Origin of the sequence: Archangium lansingense, from assembly GCF_026626635.1 — a bacterium.
Lineage (GTDB): Bacteria > Myxococcota > Myxococcia > Myxococcales > Myxococcaceae > Archangium > Archangium lansingense.
The window spans coordinates 5795345-5810932 of sequence record NZ_JAPNKA010000001.1; the positions used below are offsets into that span (position 1 = coordinate 5795345).

16 protein-coding genes are annotated in these 15588 nt (G+C 66.7%); 7 read left to right on the forward strand and 9 right to left on the reverse strand.

Annotated elements, in window-relative coordinates:
- Positions 1 to 19 precede the first annotated feature (19 nt).
- The 3 genes from OV287_RS23890 to OV287_RS23900 all read right to left on the reverse strand — a co-directional run bounded on the left by OV287_RS23890 (position 20) and on the right by OV287_RS23900 (position 2292).
- On the reverse strand, positions 20 to 1027 hold the full coding sequence (locus OV287_RS23890; protein ID WP_267536343.1) for a serine/threonine-protein kinase: 1008 nt from the start codon (positions 1025 to 1027) through the stop codon (positions 20 to 22).
- A 24-nt stretch (positions 1028 to 1051) separates the two neighbouring features.
- Positions 1052 to 1420, reverse strand: a complete 369-nt coding sequence (locus tag OV287_RS23895) for a DUF6184 family natural product biosynthesis lipoprotein (protein ID WP_267536344.1) — start codon at positions 1418 to 1420, stop codon at positions 1052 to 1054.
- 233 nt (positions 1421 to 1653) lie between these two features.
- Entirely contained in the window at positions 1654 to 2292 is a 639-nt protein-coding gene (locus tag OV287_RS23900; RefSeq protein ID WP_267536345.1) for a TetR/AcrR family transcriptional regulator, read from the reverse strand.
- Between the two features lie 83 nt (positions 2293 to 2375).
- Between OV287_RS23900 and OV287_RS23905 the strand changes: the two genes are divergently transcribed.
- The 3 genes from OV287_RS23905 (at position 2376) to OV287_RS23915 (ending at position 4704) form a co-directional block, all read left to right on the forward strand.
- The gene (locus tag OV287_RS23905) at positions 2376 to 3191 is read left to right on the forward strand and encodes a fatty acid desaturase (RefSeq protein ID WP_267536346.1); all 816 of its coding nucleotides are present in this window, start codon (positions 2376 to 2378) and stop codon (positions 3189 to 3191) included.
- Positions 3192 to 3208: 17 nt separating this feature from the next.
- A complete protein-coding gene (gene trhA, locus OV287_RS23910; RefSeq protein WP_267536347.1) occupies positions 3209 to 3844 on the forward strand; it encodes a PAQR family membrane homeostasis protein TrhA in 636 nt (211 codons plus the stop codon).
- Between the two features lie 107 nt (positions 3845 to 3951).
- On the forward strand, positions 3952 to 4704 hold the full coding sequence (locus tag OV287_RS23915) for an endonuclease/exonuclease/phosphatase family protein (RefSeq protein ID WP_267536348.1): 753 nt from the start codon (positions 3952 to 3954) through the stop codon (positions 4702 to 4704).
- 24 nt (positions 4705 to 4728) lie between these two features.
- On the opposite strand, the gene OV287_RS23920 is transcribed toward OV287_RS23915, so the two are convergent.
- The 6 genes from OV287_RS23920 to OV287_RS23945 all read right to left on the reverse strand — a co-directional run bounded on the left by OV287_RS23920 (position 4729) and on the right by OV287_RS23945 (position 9673).
- On the reverse strand, positions 4729 to 5088 hold the full coding sequence (locus tag OV287_RS23920) for a hypothetical protein (RefSeq protein WP_267536349.1): 360 nt from the start codon (positions 5086 to 5088) through the stop codon (positions 4729 to 4731).
- Positions 5089 to 5184: 96 nt separating this feature from the next.
- Complete coding sequence (locus tag OV287_RS23925; protein WP_267536350.1) at positions 5185 to 6510, reverse strand: amidohydrolase family protein; 1326 nt, start codon at positions 6508 to 6510, stop codon at positions 5185 to 5187.
- A gap of 214 nt (positions 6511 to 6724) precedes the next feature.
- Positions 6725 to 7126 carry a DoxX family protein gene (locus tag OV287_RS23930; protein ID WP_267536351.1) on the reverse strand — a complete coding sequence of 134 codons (402 nt, stop codon included), beginning with the start codon at positions 7124 to 7126 and terminating at the stop codon, positions 6725 to 6727.
- A gap of 99 nt (positions 7127 to 7225) precedes the next feature.
- Complete coding sequence (locus tag OV287_RS23935; RefSeq protein ID WP_267536352.1) at positions 7226 to 8113, reverse strand: pirin family protein; 888 nt, start codon at positions 8111 to 8113, stop codon at positions 7226 to 7228.
- A 133-nt stretch (positions 8114 to 8246) separates the two neighbouring features.
- Positions 8247 to 9008, reverse strand: a complete 762-nt coding sequence (locus tag OV287_RS23940; RefSeq protein ID WP_267536353.1) for an SDR family NAD(P)-dependent oxidoreductase — start codon at positions 9006 to 9008, stop codon at positions 8247 to 8249.
- A complete protein-coding gene (locus OV287_RS23945; protein ID WP_267536354.1) occupies positions 9005 to 9673 on the reverse strand; it encodes a TetR/AcrR family transcriptional regulator in 669 nt (222 codons plus the stop codon). Before OV287_RS23945 ends, OV287_RS23940 begins: the two co-directional genes overlap by 4 nt.
- A 90-nt stretch (positions 9674 to 9763) precedes the next feature.
- Here OV287_RS23945 and OV287_RS23950 point away from each other — a divergent pair, with 90 nt between their 5' ends.
- From OV287_RS23950 to OV287_RS23965, 4 genes are all read left to right on the forward strand, one after another.
- Entirely contained in the window at positions 9764 to 11599 is a 1836-nt protein-coding gene (locus tag OV287_RS23950; protein WP_267536355.1) for a DUF1549 domain-containing protein, read from the forward strand.
- Complete coding sequence (locus OV287_RS23955) at positions 11599 to 12603, forward strand: hypothetical protein (RefSeq protein WP_267536356.1); 1005 nt, start codon at positions 11599 to 11601, stop codon at positions 12601 to 12603. The genes OV287_RS23950 and OV287_RS23955 overlap by 1 nt, the downstream gene beginning before the upstream one ends.
- Before the next feature lie 12 nt (positions 12604 to 12615).
- Entirely contained in the window at positions 12616 to 14196 is a 1581-nt protein-coding gene (locus OV287_RS23960; protein ID WP_267536357.1) for a DUF1501 domain-containing protein, read from the forward strand.
- Positions 14197 to 14325: 129 nt separating this feature from the next.
- Positions 14326 to 15573 (forward strand): imm11 family protein, encoded by a 1248-nt coding sequence (locus OV287_RS23965; protein ID WP_267536358.1) that lies wholly within the window; start codon positions 14326 to 14328, stop codon positions 15571 to 15573.
- The last annotated feature ends 15 nt before the right edge of the window (positions 15574 to 15588 follow it).

A 15588-nucleotide genomic window follows, 5' to 3' on the forward strand; every position in this document is an offset into this window, starting at 1 on the left:
AGGCACGGGGACGCCGGCGTCACGCTTCCTCGTCACCCCGGCCTTCGAGCAGGGCGGCGGAGAACGGGCTCGCGGCTTTCTTCCCAGGCCCGGAGGCCCCCTGGGTACTCCCAGCGGCGAGCGTCTCCGACACCAGGCTGGCCACGTGCCAGGGCTGCTCCGCTTCGGAGCCGGTGTCCACGTCCAACAAGGCGCGCGCCATGTCTCCCGCGGAGGTGAAGCGCTCGGCGGGGTGGGGGAGCAGAGCGCGCTGGAGGACGCCCGCCAGGGCTGGCCCGGCCCGTTGCAGCAGGTGCTCGGCGGGCTCCAGGCGCGCGTCCCGCACGGCGAGCAGCAGCTGTGCATCCGTGGCGGCGGCGAAGGGGCTGCGGCCCACCACGGCCTCGTAGAGGAGCACCCCGAGCGAGAAGAGATCGGCTCTCGCATCCAGGGGGCCGCCGCGGAGCTGCTCGGGGGACATGTAGCGCAGCGTGCCGCGCGTGCTGCCGGGCCCAGTGCGCGAGGGCGTGCGCAGCCCCTTGGCGATGCCGAAGTCCCCCAGCTTCACGTCTCCGGTGTGCCCCAGCAGCACGTTCGCGGGGCTCACATCTCGGTGGACGAGCCCCAGCCACTCGCCCCGGGTGTCGCGCAGGCCGTGCACGTGCTCGAGCGCGCGCAGCAGACACAGGCCCAGGTGCCGCACGAGCGCGGGCGCCAGTGGTCCTCGCGCGGCGAGCGCCCGGGCCAGGTCCACTCCCTCCACGTACTCCAGCACCAGGTATGGCGCGCCCGCCTCCAGCCCGAAGTCCAGCACGGAGACAACGTGCGCATGGCCGAAGGTGGCCATCAGCCGCGCCTCCTGAGCGAACATCTGCCGGTAGGCCTCCTGTCCGGCCAGCTCTGGCAGCAATCGTTTGACGACCACCGGCTTTTCGAAGCCCTCGGGCCCGGGCAGGACGCCGAGGAACACCTCCGCCATCCCTCCGCGCGCCAGGCGGGACACCAGCCGGTAGCGGCCCACCGTGCCTGCCTCTCCTCCCTGCGTCATTGCGTCAGTATAGCGGGCGAGCGCTCAGTCCTGGACGTCGTCCTGGCAGATCGAGCCTGCGCCACAGACGAAGAACGCGGTGTTGAAGAAGTCCGTCCCGCTCGTGCACGAGGTGGTGCGGATGCGCTCCAGGCACTTCTCGAACCCTGTCTCATTGATGGCAGGGCAGTTATCCGCCGTCCACGTGGCCTGGAAGAAATCGCGGGCCTTCACCTCACACTCCATCCGGTCCTCGAACTCCTTGCCCTCCCCGGAGCCGATTTCCTCACACCCCGCGTAGTAGTCGCAGGTCGCTCGGGTGGCCTGGCCTTGTGCATCCGTGCGCGAGGTCGGGCCACACGCGGGGAGAAGAAACAGCAGGGACAGCAGGGAGAGGGAGGAAGCGTTGCGCATAGGGGTGACTCGCGAAGCAGGGTGAGAGGTGGGCACGACGACGTGCTCCCCATGAGCAAGGGGCGGGCCAATGCCAAACCCGCGAAACGACGAGGTGGCGGTATGGGGGTTGTAGGCTCGAGACAACAGGGGGGCGCTGGATCTGTAGGCCGCAGCCAACACCTGCGCGCTCCCGGGCCTGCTTGGCGTGAGAGTCGAATCTGGAGCGGCGACACCGGTGGTTTGGAGTGGCCTCAGCCCCGCCGCTTCGGTCCATTCCGCGTGACGGGCGAGACTGGGTCCTTCGGCAGGTGCCTCAGCCCCATCCAGCCGAGCGCGGCCACCTGGCGCGCCACGTGGTCGATGGAGAAGGCGCGGCCCTCGGCCGCCCACCACTGCCCCACCTGGGTGACCATCCCGACGAGCGCGTTGGCGTAGATGGGCGCGACCTTCGGATTGTAGCCCGCGTGCTCGAACTCGCTCTGGAAGATGTCGCCCACGCGCTGGGCCAGATCGTCGATGACACGCGTCAGCCCGCGCCGGGCCTCGTCGTTGGGCGAGTCGCGCGTGAGCACGGCGAAGCCCGCCGGCTCCTCCTTCACATACGTCATGAAGGCCATCACCGCGGCCTCGAAGCGCCCGCGCGGGGTTCCCTGCGCGATGCTCTCCGACACACGCGCCACCAGGTTGTCCATCTCCCGGTCCACGATGGCCGCGTACAGGCCCTCCTTCGCGCCGAAGTGCTCGTAGACGATGGGCTTGGACACCCCCGCCTTCTGGGCGATCTCCTCGATGGAGGCCGCCTCGTAACCGTTCGAGGCGAAGACCGACCGCCCCACCTCCATCAGCTGCACTCGGCGCTCCGCACCCGAGAGGCGTTGTTTCTTGGCCACGTTGACCTCGAACCTACGTTTGGGTAGGTTACCGAATCGAAAGTTACTCAGCGGTAACCCGCCGTGAGAGAGAGGGAGTCCCCGTGTACCTCGCCGCTTGCTTCGCTGTCTTCGCCATCGCGTACCTGCTGAACATCTTCACGATTACAGTGGGTTACCATCGAGGCCTGGCGCACAAGGCGGTGCGCATGCATCCGGTCTTGCGCAGGTGGGTCATCCACGGGGGCAACTGGTTGACGGGTCTGGACCCGAAGGCGTGGGTGGTCATGCATCGCCTGCACCATGAGCACTCCGACACGCCCCTGGATCCCCACTCGCCGGTCAACGTGGGCCTCCTCGGCATCGCCCTGGAGCAGCTGCGCAGCTACAAGCGAGTCATCGTGGGGCTGCTGAAGAATGACCCGGCGTACACCCGGTACGCGAGGGATCTCGACTTCCCACTCAACGTGCTCAACCGCACGAATCGCTGGTACCTGCCCTACGTGGTGCACGGACTGGTGGGGCTCGGGCTGGCGCTCAGCGTGGGCTGGCTGCTGGGGGCGTCCTACTTCTTCGGGATGATGAGCCACCCCGTGCAGGGCGGCCTCGTGAACTCGCTCGGCCACGCGGTGGGCCCGCGCAACTTCGAGACGTCCGACAACTCGCGCAACAACCACCTTGCCGCCTGGCTCATCTTCGGCGAGGGCTTCCAGAACAACCACCACGCCTACCCCGGCTCGGCGTCCTTCTCGTACCACCGCCACGAGGTTGATCTGGGCTACGGCGTATGCGTGGTGCTCGAGAAGCTGGGCCTGGCCACCATCAACCGCGCCTACCTCATCCCGCGCGCGCAGCGCGGGGCGGTGGGCGTAGCCGTGACGGTGATGGCGGAGCCCCACGAGGTCGAGGTGCGGTCGTGAGCTCCGTGGGGGTCGTCGTGAAGCCCCGCATGCGGGGCGTGCTGCACCAGTTCGCGGCCGCCGTGGCTCTGGGGGCTGGGCTCGTCCTCATCTCCATGGCGCCCAGCGAGCGGTCCGCCACGGCGGCCGCGCTGTTTGCCGTCAGCCTCGTCACCCTGTTCACGGTGAGCGCGACGTACCATCGGGTGAACTGGTCCGTACCGGCGAGGGCATGGATGCGGCGGATGGACCACGCCTCCATCTTCGTCCTCATCGCGGGCACCTACACGCCCGTTGCGCTCATCGGCCTGCCAGAGGCGGCCGGCAACAACCTGCTGCTCGCCGTCTGGAGCGGGGCGCTGTTGGGGGTGCTGAAGTCGCTGTTCTGGGTCAATGCGCCAAAGGCCCTCACGGCGGCGCTCGCCGTTGGGGTGGGCTGGACGCTGGTGCCCTACTTCAACGAGGTGCGCCGCTCGCTCGGCATGACGGAGCTGGCGCTCATCCTCTTGGGTGGGGTGGCCTACACGGTGGGCGCGGTCGCGTACGCCTCGAAGCGGCCGAAGCTTCAGCCCGAGGTGTTCGGCTACCACGAGGTGTTCCACGCGCTGACCATCGTGGGCGCGGTGCTCCACTTCGCCGCGGTGCTCTTGCTGGTCCGCTCCGCTCCCGCCTGAAAGCCCCTCCCGCGGCTCAGGTCCGCTTCCGGAAGGGGAAGCTGTTCCCGCGCAGTGCGTGAACTGGCATCGCTATCCCCTTGAGGTAGCTTCAGCAGCCAGTCGCTATGCCGAACATTCGGGTCCTGACTTGGAACGCCTTTGGTGGGAGCACGGCGAACCTCGCCACCGCCATCAACTCGCTGAATATCGACGTCACGGTGCTTCAGGAGACCCACAACAACGGGGCCAATGCCTTCTACAACCCCCTGAACGCCCTCGGTGGTTACACGGTGTCAGGCCCGTTCACCGAGAATGTGACGCGGCAGACTCCCACCGGGAACAACTTCTACCCGGATCCGAGCCAGCGGCGCTCCTATGCGGTGGTGACCCGGAACGCGACCGTCGGTGCAGTGGCCGCCGCCTTGGTCGACTACACCACGGATGGAGCCTACGTCATCCCCAACAGTGCCTTTAATGCCGGCATGCAGGGCTTCACCTACCGCCCCCCGCTGCGAGTGACGTTCACGCATAACGGCAATGCCTGTGTCATCTACAACTGGCACGCGCCGCTGATTCACCAGAACGCCCGAGGCATCCAGTTGTTCGATGGTTGCAATACGCTCGCCAATGACGTGGCGGGCGGCAACCTGGTCATCATCGGGGCGGACATGAACAACAATGCGCTTCCAGCCCACCGTTTCGCGGCCTTCGATGGGCTCGCGGACGGCTACGATCATCTGCTCGCGGCCAACACAGTCGGAGCCAATCCGGTGGTGGATCTTCGCACGCTGGCTGGCGTGACAGCGGTGCAGATCGGTTATCTCAACGCGCTCTATTCCGCTCCGCACTGGGCGGTTCCAGCGCGTATCAGCTACTGAGTGGGCGGGCTCAGGCGTTCAGTCTCAAGTGGGAGCCTGGTACGGCACCTTCTGCCAGTACCGCTCGCCCTGTTCTTTCTCCCAGCGCACCTGAGCGACCGTGCTTCCTCGGACGAGCACCAGCTTCCCGTTTCCCCGTGCGTAGGAGCCTTCGAAGACCCCCTCGTTATCGACCTGATACTCCTCTGTCCGACGCCGCCAGATGATGTCCTGGCGCGACTCGCGCTGGCGGGCTTCTATCCGCTCCCGTCGGATCTGGCGGTAGTCTTCGGACGACGGCAGTGTCTTCAGCCCAGGCCGGTGCGGCTTGGTCAGGTATGTGGGTCGGGGCTGGTGCGTTGGATCGACGCAGATGCCCACCTCACAGAAGACACATGACACCATTCACCTCCGCGATTCGCTTTTGCTGAGCCCTGCTTCTGTGCAGGCGAGTATAGAGCGCCCCATCCGCTCGCACGAAGAAGCAGCAGGGTTCAGGCTCTACGGGCCTGGGGGGAACGGCGCCTGCGCGGAGTCCCCTGGGGTGGAGGTGAGCTCGTTGCGAACCACGAGTCCTCCCTTCATCACGAATCGCACGCGCAGCAGCTCCGTCACGTCCGCCAGCGGGTCCCCGGAGAGGGCGATCAGGTCCGCGTACTTGCCGGGCGCCAGCGTGCCGACGTGCTCCTGGAGCCCGAGCAGCTCCGCGGCCCGCGAAGTGGCCGCCCGGATGGCTTCGATGGGCGGCAGCCCCGCGCGGTGGAGCGCCACCACTTCCCAGGCGTTGCGCCCCTGGTTGCGTGCCGAGTTCGCGTCGAAGCCGCTGGCGATCTTCACGCCGAGCTCGTGGGCGAGCGCCACCACCTTGCGAATGGACTGAAGCCTCTTGTCGTAGGCCTGCTTCGCCTGCTCGTTGGGGGCCTCCGCCACGGCCACCTCGAAGTAACCGAGCGTGGGGACGAGGACGGCTCCCTTCTTCTTGATCAGCTCCAGTGCCGCGCGGTCCGCCTCGTGGCCGTGCTCGATGGAGTCCGCGCCGGCCTCCAGGGCATTGCGGATGCCTTGGCTCGACACGGCGTGCGCGGCAATCTTGCGCCGGGCCTTGTGCGCCTCCTCGATGATGGCTCGCATCTCCTCGACGGTGAGCGTGGGATTCTTCCAGTCCGCGTAGATCTTGAGGAGATCCGCGCCATGGCCGAGCTGCTCCCGCGCCGCGCGGCGCGCCTCCTCGACGCCACTGATGGTTTGCGCGCCGGTGGGACGGTCCTTCAGGTCGGGTGAGAGGCCGAACGGGTAATAGCTTCCCACCGCGGCAATTCCCCGGGTGGACACCAGCATCCTGGGGCCTTCGACCAGCCCTTGGCGGATGGCGTCTCGCAGCGCGACGTCCGCGTAGAAGGCTCCCTCGCTCTCGACATCCCGGACGGTGGTGAATCCGGCGCGCAGCGTGGCCCTGGCATTCGCCGCGCCCTCCAGGGCTCGGAAGGCCTGGGACTTGGTGATCAGATCCACTGCGTAGCCCTCGGGTGTCTCCGGCATCCGCGCCAGCAGGTGTGTATGGGCGTCGATCAGCCCCGGCAGAACGGTGGCTCCGCCGAGATCGAGTACCTCGGCCCCTTCAGGCACCGGCAGCCCGGGCCCCACCGCCGAGATCCGCTCGTTCTCGATCACGATGACCGGGTTCTTGATGAATGCGCCGCTGTGCACATCGAGCAGTCGGGCCGCGCGGACGACTAGCGGCTTCTTCGGAGCGCTCTGCGGAGCATGCTGAGCCGCCGCGCTCGCGGCCAGGAGGAGCAACGGCAACACCCTGACGAACAGGTTCATGACACCGCATCATGCAGGAAATCGGTCCAGCGAAGGTGTCAGACACTTCGGTGGGACGAGGTCCATTCTTGGTGAGGCGCGCCCAGGTCGTCGGCGTCGGCCCCAGGGAACTGCTCCGCGCCAGCTGCTGAGGGGGCGGGTTGGCGCGGAGGGGGCTGACAGATGCCACCCGGGTTGTGCGCCGGGCGGCGAGGTCATCAATGCGGCATCCGGCCTAGCTCTTCGAGCCTTGGCGCGCGGCGTCGACACTCCAGATGCCCGAGCCGTGCGCGGAGATGTAGAGGAAGACGAAGCAGTAGAGCGCGGCGAGCTCGCCCTTGTTCACGATGGGGAGGATGTTGCCCTGGTTGGGGATCACGTGCCCCATGAAGTAGGCGACCGCCATGGTGCCGCTCGAGATGAAGGCCGCGGGTGCGGCGAACAGCCCGATCAAGACGAGCACGCCGCCCACGAACTCGATTCCTCCGGCGCCGTAGACGATGAAGGGGGGCGCCCCAGGAGGCACTCCGCCGAACAGGCCGAAGAGTTTCTGCATCCCGTGAAACATGAACATGAATCCGGTCATGATTCGGAGCAGGGCATAGATGCGTTCAGCATGCGGCTTCAGGAATCCCATGGTTTCTCCTTGAGTAGGGCACGACACGCGCTGAGCTGACCTCATCAGATATGCGCGGCTCGTGCGACATGGACGACAGGCAAGACCTGCACGGGCCTTTTAACGCCGTGGCGGGGGACCGTAGCGGCCGGAACGATACTCGCCCATCACCCTCAGGATGTCGGCCTGCGTGTCTCCGATGAATGGTCCATAGCTGACAAGCGGCTCTCCCTGGGGCTGACCGGCGTACAGCAAGGCTCGCGCCCGAGTGGTTCCAGTGATGCGGATGGAGCTGTCCCCAGCGCTCTCCGGGCGATCCAGCCAGCCCACCTGTCCGGGTCGCAGTACCCGCTCATCCGGGCCCACCGCGAGCTCACCCTCTAGCGCGTAGAAGAAGCCGTTGTACGAGCCAGGCAGGTCCTGCTCGATGGACGCGCCCGGCTCGAGCAGGAACTCGGCGAGGGTGACCGGCACGTAGTTCTTCGTCTCCGACCGCACCCCTCCCGAACTGCCGCTGTACAGCCGGATTTCCACCCCCGCTTCGCGCCGGACCGGGAGCCCCGAGTAGGGGATGTCCTGGAAGCTGGCGGGAGCCCAGCGCTGCGCCTTGGGCAGCGTCAGCCAGAGCTGGAGGATGCGGGCCTGGCCCGCGGCGTTCTCCAGGCCTTCGCCATGGACGACCCCGCTCCCAGCCGTCATCCACTGCGCGTCGCGTTCGCCCAGCCTGCCGCCGTCGTGGACCATCCCGCCCTTCAAAACCAGGGTCACTGTCTCGAAGCCTGCGTGCGGATGCGGCCCTCCAATCGGCTTGCCGTCGAGCCGGTCGTCCATGAACAGGATGAACGGATCGGAGAGGGCGTAGTCCTCCTGCGAGATGACCGGCACCACCGTGTGCGCGGGCCCGAACTGCCCCGGCATCGGAGCGGGAAGGTCGATGACTCGCTCCAGGCGGCGCTCCACCACTTGCTGTTGATGGGTGCTGGAATAGCGATTCGAGGTGTTTGCCATGGTCCGAAAATGCAGAGGCCGCATTGGACGTTCCATGGCATCTAGTCCAAAAGAATTGACCAGTCGTCCAGCCCACCAGGACGATGGGGGCACCGACGTCTTCGCGGGTGTGCCGGCGGCCAGCGCTGCTCGGCTATGCGGCGAGGAAGCCGCCGTCGACGGCCAGCGGCGTGCCGGTGACGTAGCCCGCACCATCGGAGCACAGCCAGAGCACGGAGCTGGCAACCTCCTCTTCCGTGGCCATCCGCTCCATCGGGTGCTCGGAGACGAGCCCCCGGACGATGTCGGGCATGAACGCCTCCGCCTTGCGCATGCTGGGAGTTCCGGTCACGCCGGCGCAGAGGGCATTCACGCGGATGCCGCGCGTCGCGTACTCGAGCGCCACGGACCGCGTCATTCCGACCACCGCGTGCTTCGAGGCAACGTAGGCGTGATTCGCCGCCCGTCCGGCGAGGCCGAAGATGGAGCTGATGTTGACGATGGCGCCTCCGTCCGTGGCGAGCATCGCCGGGATTTCATGGCGCATGGCCAGCCAGACGCCCCGGGCGTTGACGGCCATGACGTCGTCCCAGACGTCCTGGTTCGTGTTCTCCAGCGGGGCCATGTCACCGGCGCCCGCACTGTTGACCGCGAAGTCGAGCCGGCCGAAGTGCTTCACGGTGCCTTCCACGGCTCTCGCCACGGAGGCTTCGTCGCGCACGTCGGTGGAGAAGAAGACGACGCGGGCGCCTTCCGCTTCCAGGGTCGCGCGGGCTTCGCGTCCCGCCTCTTCGCCCCGGGCGGCGAGCGCGACATGGGCGCCTGCCCGGGCGAAGGCTCTCGCCGTGGCGAGGCCGATTCCCGAGGTGCCTCCGATGATGAATGCGACGCGTCCGGTGAAGTCATAGCGAATCATCGTGATTTCCTTTCCGAGCCCAGTCCGTTGCGGATGAAGAGGATGGCCTGACGGGCGAGGGCCCGCCGGCGCTTGAGGTTCAGTCGTTTGCGGAGAGCGTCCGAGGCGAGGACCTCGTGGAGCTCGGCGCCGAGCTCCTGGAGGATGACGTCCGTCAGGCCGGGACCAATGACGGTGGCGACAAAGCGGGTGGCGATGTCCAGGTCCGGGGCTTCGAGGGCACCGGCGCGGGTGCCTTCCTCCAGAACGGCGCGCAGCTCCACGATGCCGGCCTCGCAGATGGCCTTGTAGAGGCCGCGGACCTCCACCACCGCGGTCGGAGCGGCGGCGGCCGCGGAGAGCCGGGCGAGGCGAGGGTGCTCGACGAGGAATGCCATGCCGCGCTCGATGAACGTCTCGAGGCGATCCCAGAAGTCGCCCTCCGGGGGCGCGGCGCCAATGAACTCGCGCTTGCGGCGCGGGGCTTCCTCGGTGAGGAGCCAGCGGTACAGGTCCAGCTTGTCCTCGAAGTACTGGTAGACGCTGCCCTTCGGGATGCTCGCGCGGCGCGCGATCTGCGAGAGCGAGGCCTCGGTGTAGCTCCGGTCGGAGAACTCGACGATGGCCTCGTTCACGAGGCGGTCCCTGCGCTCGTCGGGGAGTCGGAAGAAGGTGCTCGTTGGCATGTGACCGGTCAGTCATATGACCGATCGGTCGCATTGGCAAGAGTCGTAAGTCCTTTGCATTGAAACAGGGCACTCAGTAGCGTCTTGCGGATGCACTGGCATCTGCACTCGAAGAGCGCGGCCATGCTGTCCGTGATGCTCGCGATCTCTGGACTCGTAGGGATCGACGCACACGCCCAGCAATGCAGTCCTGAAAACCCTCCGGTGGTGGAGCCTCCGAATGACCGGATGAGCGACACGCGGTTGTTGAGACGCGTCGTGCTCGGGCTCACCGGGACCACACCGACCCTCGAGCAGTACGAAGCGATGGCGGCTGCGGCCACGCCTGAAGCGCGAGAAACGCTCCTGCGGTCGGCGCTCGATGAGGCGCTCGCCTCGCCGAAGTTCTACGAGCGGATGCTTCGCTTCGGGCACGAGTGGATCGCGGTGGGCGCGTACACCACCGGCGCTGCCGGCGACGCGTACCAGGGTGACATGTCAGGCCACCTCTTCAAGTGCGCGGCCAACAGCCTGCACCCGGGCGCGTACTACCACGTGAACGAGTTCGGGTCGAAGGACCCGGCCAAACAGTGCAGTGATCAAGATGCAGCCGGCAATCCCGCCGTGCCCGAGGTGAACTCGGTCGAGCCCTGGTGGGCGCCGGGGACGACGGTCCAGGTGCTCGGCAAGGCCGGCTCCAACGTCACCCAGGTCCCCGACTCCAAGGGGCAGATGCTCGACTGCGGCATCGCGAGCGGTGGCTACTACGATCCCATGCTGCCCGCCGGGTGCGGTTGCGGACCGAACCTGGTGTGGTGCTCACCCCTCGTCGGTCTGAATAACAAGAGCAACCACGACCTCGGCGTTCAACGACGCCATCCGTACGAGGAACCCGCGCGCCTGTTCGCGCACCTCGCGTGGCATGACCGGCCGCTCTCGGATCTCGTCATCGGCAACTACTCGGTCGGAACCAACTGGCTGCGCGCGCTGTACGTGCGCTTCGGCCGGCAGATGGGCAGCAACGCGGTGGATGCGAATACGACGTGGTGGCGCCCAGACGCGGACACCGCCCCCCGCGACCCGCTGCACCCGGCGCCGAATGATCCGCAGGCATGGCGCGAGTTCGTGGTCGAAGACTTGGAGCCCTACCACCTCGCGCTCACCGGCAACCGGGCTCCCTCCGGCAGTCTGGATCGCACGTACAACTTCGATCCCCGCACCACGATCGAGGTGCCGAAGGGTCTTCCCACCGCCGGGGTGCTCACCATGATCGGCGCGATGTCCTCGTTCCCGCGCGAGCGCGTCCGAGCTGCGCGCTTCCTCGAGATCTTCGCCTGTCAGAGCTTCTCGCCTCCTCCCGCGGACGTGCACTTCCCTCCGTACGACACCGATCCCGCCACGGGTGGAACGTGCCTGCACTGCCACAAGACGCTCGATCCCGCGGCGATCTCGTTCAAGCGGTGGGATTTCAGTCCGTTCCCGAGCTACTACGTCCCGTGGCCCTTCATGCCGGGCGTGGGCCGTAACCGCATCACGAAGGACTGGCTGTCCGGGCAGTATCCGCACAACGGCTCATCGCCGGGCTATCGGTGGAGGAACGCGTTCCTTCCCAACACCGTGTTGACACCGGTCACCCCCGAGCAGCTCACGGCCAATCCGGAAGCGGTGCTGCTCGACACGATGCCCGATACGTACACGCTGCTCGGTCAGCACGGCGACGGCACGATGGGTCCGCTCGGGTTCGGGAAGATCCTCGTCCGCTCCGGCGAGTTCGATCGCTGCGCCGCGCGCAAGCTCTACGCGATGTTCATCGGCCGTGAGTTGAACCCGGCCTCCGAGAAGCACTTCATCGACAAGCTCGCGAAGGAGTTCGTCGCACGCGACCGCAAGCTCCGTTCCTTCATCCGTTATCTCTTCGAACAGCCCGAACTGCGGAGGGGCCTGTGATGAGCACGCTGCGTTCGATACTGAGAGCCGCTGCGCTGGCCGCACTCGCGCTCACCGTTGCCGCCTGTCCCAAGAATGACGATTGCGCACCTACGGGTAGGAACGATGAGATCCGGCTCGGGCTCGCACCCGCCTGCGAGGGCTGCCACATCACCGGCAACAAGCCGTTCTTCGCCTCGCTCACCGCGTTCGAGAACGGGCTCGTGTACGACGAGCGGTACGTAAAGCCCGGGGATCCCGAGAACAGCATGCTGATACAGATGCTCGAGGGAAACGCCCCGGGAAGCTACCCCCAGATGCCGCCGGGTCAGCCCTACGGCGAGCTCATCGCCAACGGCCACGTCACGCTGACCATCGAGCAGGTGAAGGCCTGGATTCGCGATCTGCCTCCTCCACCCGCGCGGCTGGAGACCTCGGATCCGGAAGAGTTCAACGTCCGCCGGCTCACCGCCGAGGAGATGGTCGTGACCTTGATGGATCAGCTCGGACTCACGCTCGAGGACTTCGTCAGCACGAGCGATCCCAATTGGCGCAACAAGGCGTACGTGGTGAATGGCGGCAAGCTCTTTGTGTGGCCCGGTGATTGGGCGCCCGGCATCTCGGGCGAGTACGTCTCCGACTCGCGCAGCGTCGAGCGGTTCGATGCGCTCGGTGGTGGCAACTCGCTCCTGTACCGCAAGCGGGACGTGGGCTTCGGTCCCTCCGCCGGGCAGACGTTGGTTCAGATGTCGCAGGCCTGGTGTGTGCGCGCAGTGGACAAGAAGAGCAACACGGCGGTGTTGCGCTACGTGACGCTCGCCGACACCTCCTCGAAAAACCCGGACGCGGTGCAGAAGAACCTGCGCGCGCTCTACCTGCGCATGCTCGGACAGCCGCCTTCGGACGCGGAAGCGAAGGAGTTGTACGAACAGGTCTATATGCCGCTCGAAGCGCAGAGCACGCGCCTTGCCTGGATCGGCGTCTGTGCGACGCTCATCCGTCACCCGCTGTGGATCACCTACTGAGCCGAGGACACCATGACGACCACTTCTCGTCGCACGCTGCTCAAGTGGGCTCTCGGAGCGGGGCAGTTCGCGCTCCTCGAACGCGCGGGGCTTCTCGGCTCGCGCGCCGCGCACGCCACGGACATCGATGTCCCCTCACGGCTCGTGGTGCTCTACATCCCGGGCGGCTACCGGCCGGCGTACTACTTCACCCCGATGGACGACGCGGACATTCCGCTCAGTGTGCCTGCGCCCTCCACCTACAGCGGCGAGCCCGTCTTCTTCGACGCGAGCAAGGTGGTGAACCTCGCGCCCGCGAACGGACCCTACAAGCCGCTCCGCACCTGGCAGTCGTGGAACCCCCTCAACCCCGCCGAGCGCGGCAGCTTCAGCCCGCTCATGTACGGCTACTCGCACTTCGCACTGCACGAGCAGATGAGCGTGCTGCACGGCATCGACCAGGGCACCAACGACCACGCGAGTGCGTTCATCGCCTCGATGTGCGGTGTCGCCGGTGCGGACTTCCGGGCGCCCGCTGTTCATTCGGTGATCGCGAATCACCTGTTCGAGAAGTACCGCGAGAGCAGACCGCTGCCGTTCGTGGTTGTCGCCGGTGAACGCGGTACGCCGCTCGGGATGGGGCTTCCTTCACACGCTTCGCCCGTGCGCGTTCCGTCGATCGAAGCGCTCAAGCCGCAGCTCTCCGCGAAGCCCTCGGACAATCCATGGTGGACGGGGCTCGATGCTCGCGCCGAGGGGCCCGAACTGGACGGGAGCGGTCAACCCACCGGTGGCACACTGAAGACGACCACGGTGGAGCGCTTCTCGCTCTCGCGCGCTCAGCAGAGGATGGGCCGCTCGACGGCGAAGGTGGACAGCTACCTCGAGGGCCTGCATGGCTCGCTGTCGTCGGTCTCGCGTGTACTCGCAACGGATGTCGTGTCCGTGCTGCAGGGCACCAAGGGCATCGACACGCTGACGGCGAACCGTCCAGGGTACCTGTCGAGCTATCTCTCGAACCAGTCGTTCACGTACACGTTCGGCCTCGCGAACTTCCACCTCACCGGGCTCGACCCTCGGATGGATCTCGCGCTGCGCCTGCTCAAGTCGGACCTCTGCACCTCCGTGCACGTCTCTCTGCAGCTCGACTTCGACACGCACAACGGCTTCGGTCACAGCTTCAGCTGCGCGCACGGCCGCGGACTGATGGACTGCGTCGCACGCTTCATGGGCGAGCTCAAGGTCACGCCTGCTCCCGGCAAGCCGGGCAAGACGCTGCTCGATGACACGCTCGTGCTGGTGATGAGCGAGTTCGGGCGCAGCTGGGCCTCGCGCAGAAGTGATAACACCTACACCCTGCCGGATGACCACCACCCGTACACCTCGGTCTGCTTCGCGGGTGGAAACGTGGCGGCGAATCGGCAGGTGGGCTCGTACACCCCGCGTGGGCTCGGCGTTCCGGTGGACATCATCGAGGAGAACGGCCAGCCCTCGAAGCGCGTGCCGAGGGCCGCGGACGCCGTGACCACCGCGCTGCGGATCATGGGCATGGGCACGCACGACTTCTTCATCCCCGGTGGCTACGGAGAGGTCGTGGGGCTCCGGAAGGCGTAGAGGAGGTTTCTTCTGCGCAAGACCCTTGATTGCTGAGGCAGGTCGCGCAATTTGGCGGAGCTTGTTCCCGAAGAGGGGACTACGCTCCGCCGGTTGATAGAGAAGGCGCTGCACACCAGGACACGCACCATGCCCAAGCGGTTTTTCGAACTGACGGCCAATGTCGACCTCCCAGGATGCTGGGAGTTGGGCTCTCTCCTCGACAGCCAACGCCAGCGGCTGGAGGACCCCTGGCGCTTCACAGCAGGCCGGTCAGCGTCCGCCACCCAGGGTCGAATCACCATCCCGGTCGAGCGCAGCGGTAACCCGTTGGACTTCTCTCGCGCGGCTTTCGGTACGCCCGTCGTTCACTCCCGGGTCGCCGCGATCTTCACCGAGCTGGCCCCGCAGGATGTCCAGCTCGTGCCCGTGGACGTCGAAGGCCAGCGAGAGGAGTACTTCATCCTCAACGCGACCCGCCTGGTGAAGTGCATCGACGATCAGGCTTCCGAGGAAGTGAGCTTCTGGCGGCCCGAGGATGGGCTCCCGGAGAAGGTCGGCACGTATTTCTCCGTCTCCGGCATGCGCATTGACACGTCCAGGGTTGGAGACGCGCAGGTGTTTCGCACCTGGGGATGGGATGCGCTCATTGTCTCCGAGGACATCAAGTCGGCACTGGAGCGTCTGGGCGCCACGGGCATGATGTTCAAGGAGGTCACCGAACCGAGCCCCGCCTCCCAGGAGGCGCGAGAGCTGAACCGTACGTTGGTTGAGCAGCGCCAGCAGATGGACGCGTTTCGCGACGTCGCCTGGAGCACATTGGGGACGCTGGACGAAGACATCATCATCCCGATTGCCGTGGGTGGCTCCTGGCCAGCCCTGCGGCAGCGCTGGCGCGTCATCCGTCGCGAGGCCGGGCGCACCATGCTTGTCACGCACGGGCTTTCGGATTCATTCATCGAGCGCCTGGAGCCCTCTCTGGGTTTCGGCTTGGAGCTCGCCCTCGAGGTGGATGAGAGCGTGACGGATGTGTCGAAGAGCTGGCCCTTGCCGCTGCTGGAGCGCGTGGCTCATGAAGTCGCTGAGCATGAGCACGTGAGAGAAGGGGCGAAGGCGGGCCTCCTCTCCCTGGAGGTGTCAGGGAAGGGCCTGCCCGAGTCGCTCGTCACCGGGGAGGGCAGGGTGGGCGTACTGCTGGGCATGGAGTCGCGCTCGCTGCCGAAGCAGTTCTCCGTACCGCACGGCGAGGTACGGCTCGTTACCGTCAAGGCGCTGCTTCCCTCGGAGCTGGCGTACGTGAAGGCTCACGGCGCGGAGGGAGGGGCCGAGCTGGCTCGGCGCTTCACGGAGAGTGGCGAGGAGCACCTGTCCCGAGCCTCTCGGCCTCCGGTGGTGTAGCGACAACCCCTCGTT

What these genes read in the sequence shown, in the direction of transcription:
- OV287_RS23890 (WP_267536343.1), bottom strand. Translation starts at nt 1,027, where the DNA reads ATGACGCAGGGAGGAGAGGCAGGCACGGTGGGCCGCTACCGGCTGGTG.
- OV287_RS23945 (WP_267536354.1), bottom strand. Translation starts at nt 9,673, where the DNA reads ATGCCAACGAGCACCTTCTTCCGACTCCCCGACGAGCGCAGGGACCGC.
- OV287_RS23915 (WP_267536348.1), top strand. Translation starts at nt 3,952, where the DNA reads ATGCCGAACATTCGGGTCCTGACTTGGAACGCCTTTGGTGGGAGCACG.
- OV287_RS23950 (WP_267536355.1), top strand. Translation starts at nt 9,764, where the DNA reads ATGCACTGGCATCTGCACTCGAAGAGCGCGGCCATGCTGTCCGTGATG.
- OV287_RS23965 (WP_267536358.1), top strand. Translation starts at nt 14,326, where the DNA reads ATGCCCAAGCGGTTTTTCGAACTGACGGCCAATGTCGACCTCCCAGGA.
- OV287_RS23930 (WP_267536351.1), bottom strand. Translation starts at nt 7,126, where the DNA reads ATGGGATTCCTGAAGCCGCATGCTGAACGCATCTATGCCCTGCTCCGA.
- OV287_RS23920 (WP_267536349.1), bottom strand. Translation starts at nt 5,088, where the DNA reads ATGGTGTCATGTGTCTTCTGTGAGGTGGGCATCTGCGTCGATCCAACG.
- OV287_RS23960 (WP_267536357.1), top strand. Translation starts at nt 12,616, where the DNA reads ATGACGACCACTTCTCGTCGCACGCTGCTCAAGTGGGCTCTCGGAGCG.
- OV287_RS23925 (WP_267536350.1), bottom strand. Translation starts at nt 6,510, where the DNA reads ATGAACCTGTTCGTCAGGGTGTTGCCGTTGCTCCTCCTGGCCGCGAGC.
- OV287_RS23935 (WP_267536352.1), bottom strand. Translation starts at nt 8,113, where the DNA reads ATGGCAAACACCTCGAATCGCTATTCCAGCACCCATCAACAGCAAGTG.
- OV287_RS23940 (WP_267536353.1), bottom strand. Translation starts at nt 9,008, where the DNA reads ATGATTCGCTATGACTTCACCGGACGCGTCGCATTCATCATCGGAGGC.
- OV287_RS23955 (WP_267536356.1), top strand. Translation starts at nt 11,599, where the DNA reads ATGAGCACGCTGCGTTCGATACTGAGAGCCGCTGCGCTGGCCGCACTC.
- OV287_RS23895 (WP_267536344.1), bottom strand. Translation starts at nt 1,420, where the DNA reads ATGCGCAACGCTTCCTCCCTCTCCCTGCTGTCCCTGCTGTTTCTTCTC.